7 protein-coding genes are annotated in these 8,898 nt (G+C 61.8%); 6 read left to right on the forward strand and 1 reads right to left on the reverse strand.

The features are described 5' to 3' along the window. Positions 1 to 697 (reverse strand): isoaspartyl peptidase/L-asparaginase (locus PFH44_RS22045; RefSeq protein ID WP_283826144.1); only part of this gene is annotated, 697 nt, incomplete at its 3' end. A gap of 254 nt (positions 698 to 951) precedes the next feature. Between PFH44_RS22045 and moeA the strand changes: the two genes are divergently transcribed. From moeA to PFH44_RS22075, 6 genes are all read left to right on the forward strand, one after another. Beyond that, entirely contained in the window at positions 952 to 2,187 is a 1,236-nt protein-coding gene (gene moeA, locus PFH44_RS22050) for a molybdopterin molybdotransferase MoeA (RefSeq protein ID WP_045854586.1), read from the forward strand. Beyond that, a complete protein-coding gene (gene moeB / locus PFH44_RS22055) occupies positions 2,187 to 2,942 on the forward strand; it encodes a molybdopterin-synthase adenylyltransferase MoeB (protein WP_283826145.1) in 756 nt (251 codons plus the stop codon). Before moeA ends, moeB begins: the two co-directional genes overlap by 1 nt. 153 nt (positions 2,943 to 3,095) lie before the next feature. Then, complete coding sequence (locus PFH44_RS22060; protein ID WP_283826146.1) at positions 3,096 to 3,995, forward strand: glycyl-radical enzyme activating protein; 900 nt, start codon at positions 3,096 to 3,098, stop codon at positions 3,993 to 3,995. Between the two features lie 4 nt (positions 3,996 to 3,999). Continuing rightward, positions 4,000 to 6,432: a formate C-acetyltransferase/glycerol dehydratase family glycyl radical enzyme gene (locus PFH44_RS22065; protein ID WP_283826147.1), complete on the forward strand. Its 2,433-nt coding sequence runs from the start codon at positions 4,000 to 4,002 to the stop codon at positions 6,430 to 6,432. 194 nt (positions 6,433 to 6,626) lie between these two features. Further along, positions 6,627 to 7,442, forward strand: coding sequence for a Cof-type HAD-IIB family hydrolase (locus tag PFH44_RS22070; RefSeq protein WP_283826148.1), 816 nt, complete (start codon positions 6,627 to 6,629; stop codon positions 7,440 to 7,442). A 140-nt stretch (positions 7,443 to 7,582) separates the two neighbouring features. Further along, positions 7,583 to 8,848 carry a DUF1479 domain-containing protein gene (locus tag PFH44_RS22075; protein WP_283826149.1) on the forward strand — a complete coding sequence of 422 codons (1,266 nt, stop codon included), beginning with the start codon at positions 7,583 to 7,585 and terminating at the stop codon, positions 8,846 to 8,848. The last annotated feature ends 50 nt before the right edge of the window (positions 8,849 to 8,898 follow it).

Here is an 8,898-nt window from a genome sequence, read left to right on the forward strand (position 1 = left end):
CGGTGCCGGTACGGGGGGCCGCCACGGTGGGGTTATGGGCGTAGCAGCCGGCGCCGGGCAGCGGGCTATCGCCAACGCGTCCTGGAAGCTTGTTGGTCATCCCGCCGGTGGAGGTCGCGGCGGCGAGGTTGCCGGCGATATCCAGCGCCACCGCGCCGACGGTGCCCATTTTATGCCGCTCGTCCAGCGGCGCGGCGCCGTGGTCGAGGAGTATCTTATCGTCCGTCTGCGCCTGCTGCAGCTGCAGGCGGCGCTCGGTCGTCGAGAAGAGATCGTTTTCCACCCGCGCCATCCCGTGAGAGGCGGCGAACGCCTCCGCCCCTTCGCCAATCAGCAGCACGTGCGGGCTCTGCTCCAGCACCAGCCGCGCCGCCAGGATCGGGTTGCGCAGATGCTTAACGCCGGCAACCGCCCCGGCGTGCAGGCTGTTGCCGTCCATTACGCAGGCGTCGAGCTCATGGGTGGCGTCCCGGGTAAATACCGATCCGATGCCGGCGTTAAACAGCGGACACTCCTCCAGCTGGCGCACCGTCTCGGTTACCGTATCCAGCGCGCTGGCGCCCGCCGCCAGCATTTTCTGTCCACTATCGACAATCGCCGACAGCGCCGCCACGAACTGCCGCTCGCGCTCCGGCGTCAGCTGCGATCGGGTTATTGCGCCCGCGCCGCCGTGAATTGCTATCACCGCCTTGCTCATTCCGCTATTCCTTCCTGCTGCGCCGATCCGCCGCGGGTTGCGCTATTGATTCACGCCGCATCAGGTCTCTGCCCTCGCAAAGCGAGCTTAAATAATAAAGTGTATAGATATCATTATCGTGCTGACTGTCCTATACAATTTTTGAATATAGAAAGAGCGGACGGTGATGTAAAGCCTGTACCCAGGTGGCATATAGCCGCCCGCACTTTTCTGCCATAATAGGCGTTTTCGATGTTTGCCCGCAGGAGAAACCCATGGATTTTACCGCCGGACTGATGCCTCTCGACACAGCCCTGACCCAGATGCTCAACCGTATTACGCCGCTGAATGCGGTGGAAACCGTGCCGCTGTTGCAGGCCTTTTCGCGCGTCACCGCCCATGATCTCGTTTCGCCGCTGGACGTCCCCGGGTTTGATAACTCGGCAATGGACGGCTACGCCGTTCGCCTTGCCGATCTTACCGGCGGCGCGGCGCTGCCGGTCGCCGGGAAAGCGTTCGCCGGCCAGCCGTTCCACGATGCCTGGCCCGCAGGCACCTGCATTCGCATTATGACCGGTGCGCCGGTGCCGCAGGGCTGCGACGCGGTGGTGATGCAGGAAGAGACCGAGCAAACCGCCGACGGCGTTCGCTTTATCGCCGCGGTCAAGGCCGGCCAGAATATTCGTCGGCGCGGGGAAGATATCGCTCTGGGCGCGGTAGTGTTTCCGGCCGGTACGCCGCTGACCGTCGCGGAGCTGCCGGTGCTGGCGTCGCTGGGCATCGCCGACGTCGAGGTGGTGCGTAAAGTTCGCGTGGCGGTCTTCTCCACCGGCGACGAGCTGCAGCTGCCGGGCCAGCCGCTTGGCGACGGGCAAATCTACGATACCAACCGCCTGGCGGTGCACCTGATGCTCCAGCAGCTGGGGTGCGAGGTGATCAACCTCGGCATTATCGCCGACGACCCGGCAAAACTGCGGGCGGCGTTTATCGCTGCCGACCAGCAGGCCGACGTGGTTATCAGCTCGGGCGGCGTCTCGGTGGGCGAAGCGGATTACACCAAAGAGATCCTCGAAGAGTTAGGCGAAATCGGCTTCTGGAAGCTGGCGATCAAGCCGGGCAAACCCTTTGCTTTCGGCAAGCTCAGCAGCAGCTGGTTCTGCGGCCTGCCGGGCAACCCGGTTTCCGCCACCCTCACCTTCTACCAGCTGGTGCTGCCGCTGCTGGCAAAACTGAGCGGCAGCGCGAGCGGCGCGCAGCCGATGCGCCTTCGCGCGCGGGCGGCGACGCGGTTGAAAAAATCCCCGGGGCGTCTCGACTTCCAGCGCGGCGTGCTGCAGCGCAATCCGGACGGCGAGCTGGTGGTGGCGTCCACCGGCCATCAGGGTTCGCACATCTTCAGCTCCTTCAGCCAGGGCAACTGCTTTATCGTGCTGGAGCGCGAGCGCGGTCACGTGGAAGCGGGCGAGTGGGTCGAAGTCGAACCCTTTAACCACCTCTTCGGAGGGCTGTAATGGACGTCGAGCTGAGCGATGAGGAGATGCTGCGCTACAACCGGCAGATAATCCTGCGCAATTTCGATTTTGACGGTCAGGAGCGGCTGAAGGGCGCCCGGGTGCTGGTGGTCGGCCTCGGCGGGCTGGGCTGCGCTGCCGCCCAGTATCTGGCGGCGGCCGGCGTCGGCGCGCTTACCCTGCTCGATTTCGATAGCGTCTCGCTCTCCAATCTACAGCGCCAGACGCTGCACAGCGATGCCGCGATTGGTTTGCCGAAGGTGGACTCCGCCCGCGACTCGCTGGCGCGAATCAACCCTCACGTGCGGCTCACCCCGCTTAATGCGCTGCTCGACCAGCAGGCGCTGGCGGCGCAGATCGCCGCCCACGACCTGGTGCTCGACTGTACCGATAACGTGGCGATACGTAATCAGCTTAACGCCGGCTGTTTTCAGCATAAAACGCCGCTGGTCTCCGGCGCCGCGATCCGCATGGAGGGGCAAATCAGCGTCTTTATGTATCAGGATAACGAGCCCTGCTATCGCTGCCTGAGCCGGCTGTTCGGCGAAACCGCCCTCACCTGCGTTGAGGCCGGGGTGATGGCACCGCTGGTCGGCGTCATCGGCTCCCTGCAGGCGATGGAGGCCATTAAGGTCCTGGCCCAGTACGGCACGCCTGCCGCGGGCAGGCTGGTCATGTACGACGCCATGACCTGCCAGTTCCGCGAAATGAAGCTGATGCGCGACCCGCAGTGCGAGGTTTGCGCCAGCCGCTAATCCTTCTCCGGCGGCGGCCGTCGCCGGAAAATTTGTGACCGACTGCGACTTTTCGCTCTTCACCGCAGCCACCCGCCCTGCTTGTTGATTTGCATCAATACAACTTTCATTCGAAAGTAATTTAATCTTCATATGCAAAACAAGGGGGGTCTCATGATTTTCAACATTCAGCGCTACTCAACCCATGACGGCCCAGGGATCCGCACCGTCGTATTCCTCAAAGGCTGCTCGCTGGGCTGCCGCTGGTGTCAGAACCCGGAAAGCCGCTCCCGCACAGCGGATCTGCTGTACGACCCCCGCCTGTGCCTTGCCGGCTGCAATCTGTGCCAGCAGGCGGCGCCGGATGCAATAACCCGCAGCCTCGACGGCCTGATTATCCACCGCCAGAAGCTCACCGCCGAAGGCTATGAGTCGCTGCGCGACTGCTGCCCGACCACCGCCCTCAGCGTGTGCGGCGAAGAAAAAGAGGTGGAGGAGATTATGGCCACGGTGCTGCGCGATAAGCCTTTTTACGATCGCAGCGGCGGCGGAGTCACCCTTTCCGGCGGCGAGCCGTTTATGAATCCCGAGCTGGCGCAGCAGCTGCTGCAGGCCAGCCGCGAAGCGGGAATTCACACCGCGGTTGAAACCTGCCTGCACGTGCCGTGGAAATACGTTGCGCCCTCGCTGCCCTGGGTTGACCTGTTCCTCGCCGACCTCAAGCACGTCAACGAAGCCATTTTCAAAGAGTGGACCGACGGCAGCGCCGGTCGGGTGCTCGATAACCTGCAGCGCGTGGCGCAGGCGGGGAAAAAAATCATCATCCGCGTCCCGCTGATTCAGGGCTTTAACGCCGATGAGGAGACGATCGCCGCGATTACCGATTTTGCCGCCGACCGCCTGCGGGTTGGCGAGATCCACTTCCTGCCGTACCACACGCTGGGAATGAACAAATATCAGCTACTCAGTCAGCCCTATACCGCTCCGGACAAACCCCTTGCTGCCCCCGAGCTGCTCGCCTTCGCGCAGAACTACGCTCAGAGCAAAGGTTTAACGGCTACTCTACGAGGATAAAATGATGACCACTCTGAAACTGGACACGCTAAGCGCCCGCATTCAGGCGCATAAAACGGCGCTGGTACATATCGTTAAGCCGCCGGTATGCACCGAGCGCGCCCGTCACTATACCGCCGCCTGTCAGCAGCATCTGGATAAGCCAATCCCGGTGCGCCGCGCGCTGGCGCTGGCTCACCATCTGGCAGAGCGCACCATCTGGATCAAACACGACGAGCTGATCGTCGGCAACCAGGCCAGCGAAGTACGCGCGGCGCCCATCTTCCCGGAGTACACCGTCAGCTGGATTGAAAAGGAGATTGACGATCTCGCCGATCGCCCCGGCGCCGGCTTTGCGGTCAGCGAAGAGAATAAGCGCATCCTGCATGACATCTGCCCGTGGTGGCGCGGCCAGACCGTGCAGGACCGCTGCTACGGTATGTTCACCGACGAGCAAAAAGCGCTGCTCGCCACCGGGATTATTAAGGCGGAAGGCAACATGACTTCCGGCGATGCTCACCTCGCGGTGAACTACCCGCTGCTGCTGGAAAAAGGCCTCGACGGCATGCGCGCTAAGGTCGCCGAACGCCGCTCGCGTATTAACCTGACCGTGCTGGAGGATCTGCACGGCGAGCAGTTCCTGAAGGCCATTGATATCGTGCTGGAGGCGGTCAGCAATCACAGCCAGCGCTTTGCCGAGCTGGCGCGCACCATGGCGGCGGAAGAAACCCGCGCCGCCCGCCGCGACGAGCTGCTGACTATCGCCGAAGGCTGCGAAATCATCGCCCACGAGCCGCCGAAAACCTTCTGGCAGGCGCTGCAGTTGTGCTACTTCATTCAGCTGATCCTGCAGATTGAATCCAACGGCCACTCGGTCTCCTTCGGCCGTATGGACCAGTACCTGTACCCGTACTACCGCCGCGACGTTGAGCTCCAGCAGTCGCTGGACCGCGAGCACGCCATCGAGCTGCTGCACAGCTGCTGGCTGAAGCTGCTGGAAGTGAACAAGATCCGCTCCGGCTCGCACTCCAAAGCCTCCGCGGGCAGCCCGCTGTATCAGAACGTCACCATCGGCGGCCAGACCCTGCACAACGGCCAGCCGCAGGATGCGGTAAACCCGCTCTCGTACGCGATCCTCGAATCCTGCGGGCGCCTGCGCTCGACCCAGCCTAACCTCAGCGTGCGCTACCACGCCGGGATGAGCAACGACTTCCTCGACGCCTGCGTGCAGGTTATTCGCTGCGGCTTCGGCATGCCGGCGTTCAATAACGATGAGATAGTGATCCCGGAGTTTATCAAGCTCGGGATTGAGCCGCAGGACGCCTACGACTACGCGGCGATCGGCTGCATCGAAACCGCCGTGGGCGGCAAATGGGGCTATCGCTGCACCGGGATGAGCTTTATCAACTTCGCCCGCGTGATGCTGGCCACGCTGGAAGGCGGCCGCGATGCCACCAGCGGTCAAATCTTCCTCCCGCAGGAGCATGCGCTATCGAAAGGCAACTTCAGCAGCTTCGAGCAGGTGCTGGCCGACTGGGATACGCAGATCCGCTACTACACCCGCAAGTCCATCGAGATTGAGTACGTTGTCGATACCATGCTGGAGGAGAACGTGCACGATATTCTCTGCTCCGCGCTGGTGGATGACTGCATCGAGCGGGCGAAAAGCATCAAGCAGGGCGGCGCGAAGTATGACTGGGTTTCCGGTCTGCAGGTCGGGATCGCCAACCTCGGCAACAGCCTGGCGGCGGTGAAAAAGCTGGTCTTTGACCAGGGCGCCATTGGCCAGCAGCAGCTGGCGAAAGCTCTCGCGGAGGACTTCGATGGGCTGACCCACGAGCAGCTGCGCCAGCGCTTAATCAACGGCGCGCCGAAGTACGGCAACGATGACGATAGCGTCGATACCCTGCTGGCCCGCGCCTACCAGACCTATATCGACGAGCTGAAGAATTACCATAACCCGCGCTACGGCCGCGGCCCGATAGGCGGCAACTACTACGCCGGAACCTCGTCTATTTCCGCCAACGTGCCGTTTGGCGCCCAGACGATGGCCACGCCGGACGGACGTAAAGCCCACTCTCCGCTGGCCGAAGGCGCGAGCCCGGCTTCCGGGACCGACCACCTCGGGCCAACCGCGGTCATCAACTCGGTCGGTAAGCTGCCCACCGGGGCGATTCTCGGCGGCGTGCTGCTGAATCAGAAGCTCAACCCGGCAACGCTTGAGAACGAGTCCGATAAGCAGAAGCTGATGGTGCTGCTGCGTACCTTCTTCGAGGTGCACAAAGGCTGGCATATTCAGTACAACATCGTCTCCCGCGAGACGCTGCTGGAAGCGAAAAAACATCCCGACCAGTACCGCGATTTAGTGGTTCGCGTCGCCGGCTACTCGGCGTTCTTTACCGCCCTGTCGCCGGATGCCCAGGACGATATTATCGCCCGTACCGAGCATACGCTGTAGGCCGGATCCCCGCCGTCAATAACCCCCCGGCTGGCGCGATGCCCGGCCGGGATACCCGCTCTCCGCTGGCTTTAGATTTTGCGCGGCAGGAAGCCGCAAAGATGGCGGGTAAACTTTCATTCGAAATAAATTTGTGCTTTGGGTCACATTGTAATTAGAATGTTACTGGTCGCAGTTAAGCCAGGAGCACAGGTATGACCGTTAAAGTTATCGTCACTGATATGGACGGAACTTTTCTCAATGACGCCAAGCAGTATGACCGCTCGCGTTTTCTCGCGCAGTTCGCGCAGCTCAACAAGCAGGGTATTGAATTCGTTGTCGCCAGCGGCAACCAGTACTACCAGCTGATCTCCTTTTTCCCGGAAATTCGCGAGCAGATCTCTTTCGTCGCCGAGAACGGCGCGCTGGTCTACGAGCACGGCCAGCAGCTGTTTCACGGCGAGCTGACCCGCCATGAGTCGCAGATTGTGATCGGCGAGCTGCTGAAAGACCCGCAGCTCAACTTCGTCGCCTGCGGCCTTGAAAGCGCCTACGTCAGCGACCGCGCGCCCGACAGCTTCGTCGCGCTGATGTCAAAGCACTACCACCGTCTGCAGCGCATCGCGAACTACCATGATATCGACGACACGCTGTTTAAGTTCTCGCTTAACCTGCCGAACAGCGATATTCCGCAGCTCATTGATAAGCTGCACGTCTCGCTGGACGGCATCATGAAGCCGGTGACCAGCGGCTTTGGCTTCGTCGATTTAATTATCCCCGGCCTGCATAAGGCCAACGGCATCAGCCGCCTGCTGAAACGCTGGCAGATCTCGCCCCAGCAGTGCGTGGCGATTGGCGACAGCGGCAACGACGCCGAAATGCTGAAGCTGGTGAAGTACTCTTTCGCCATGGCCAACGCCGCCGATAGCATCAAGGCCATCTCCCGCTTTGCCACCGATGACAATAACCACCACGGCGCGCTGAATGTGATTCAGGCCGTGCTGGACCACGCCGCCCCCTTCAACGAATAGCCTGCCGCCGGGGCCCCCTGCCCCGGATTTTTCCATTTTGTGCACCTCATCCGTTTTTTAAACTTGCATTAACTTAAATTTAACTTAAATTAACGTTTGTAAGATTTAAAACTTTCGAATGAAAGCAAAGTGAGGCCATCATGACGGTTATCCATACCTGCGAAACGCTCCCCGCCGACCACAAGGCGGCGATTCGACAAATAAAACAGGACCTGCGCGCGCAAATTGGCGACGTGCAGGCCGTGTTCGATCGGCTGACGGCGCGAATTAGCGCGCGCCTCGACGAAATTAACGCCGTTAAAGCCCGCGGGGAAGAGGTCTGGCCGATTGTCCCGTTCAGCGATATTGCGCAGGGCAAAGTGAGCGATGCCCAGCGCGAGGCCATCAGGCGCCGCGGCTGCGCGGTGATCAGAGGCCACTTCTCCCGCGATCGGGCGCTGGCGTGGGACAACTCGATGCTGGAATACCTCGACCTCAACCGCTTCGACGACGTCTACAAAGGGCCGGGCGATACCTTCTTCGGCTCCCTCGACGCCTCGCGTCCGGAGATCTACCCGATTTACTGGTCGCAGGCGCAGATGCAGGCGCGCCAGAGCGACGAAATGGCCGCGGTGCAGTCGTTCCTCAACCGCCTGTGGACCTTTAGCCGGGACGGCAAGCAGTGGTTCGATCCCGACGTCAGCGTTATCTACCCTGACCGTATCCGCCGCCGCCCGCCGGGCACCACCTCGAAAGGGCTGGGAGCGCATACCGATTCAGGCGCCCTCGAGCGCTGGCTGCTGCCGGCTTATCAGCAGGTGTTTGCCAACGTCTTTAACGGCAATATCGACGCCTACGACCCGTGGGATGCGGCGCACCGCACCGAGGTGGAAGAGTACACCGTCGATAACACTACCAAATGCTCGGTATTCCGCACCTTCCAGGGCTGGACCGCGCTCTCCGATATGATCCCGGACCAGGGCCTGCTGCACGTGGTGCCGATTCCGGAGGCGATGGCCTACGTTCTGCTGCGTCCGCTGCTCGACGACGTCCCTGACGACGAGCTGTGCGGCGTGGCGCCGGGTAAAGTGCTGCCGATTTCCGAGAAATGGCACCCGCTGCTGATTAAAGCGCTGAGCGCGATCCCGGCCATCAGCGCCGGCGATTCGGTGTGGTGGCACTGCGACGTGATCCACTCGGTGGCGCCGGTCGAAAACCAGCAGGGCTGGGGCAACGTGATGTATATCCCCGCCGCGCCGCTGTGCGAGAAGAATCTCGCCTACGCGCACAAGGTTAAAATCGCGCTGGAGAAAGGCGCGTCGCCGGGTGATTTTCCGCGTGAAGACTACGAAGCCGACTGGCAGGCGCGCTTTACCCTCGACGATCTCAACGTCCACGGCAAACGCGCGCTGGGCATCGAGGTTTAATCGTCGTACAGCCCCTGTTGCTCAACGGCGGTGCGGCGGCTGCCGGGCCG

Origin of the sequence: Klebsiella sp. Ech2A (genome assembly GCF_030078455.1) — a bacterium.
Classification (GTDB): Bacteria; Pseudomonadota; Gammaproteobacteria; order Enterobacterales; family Enterobacteriaceae; genus Klebsiella; species Klebsiella terrigena.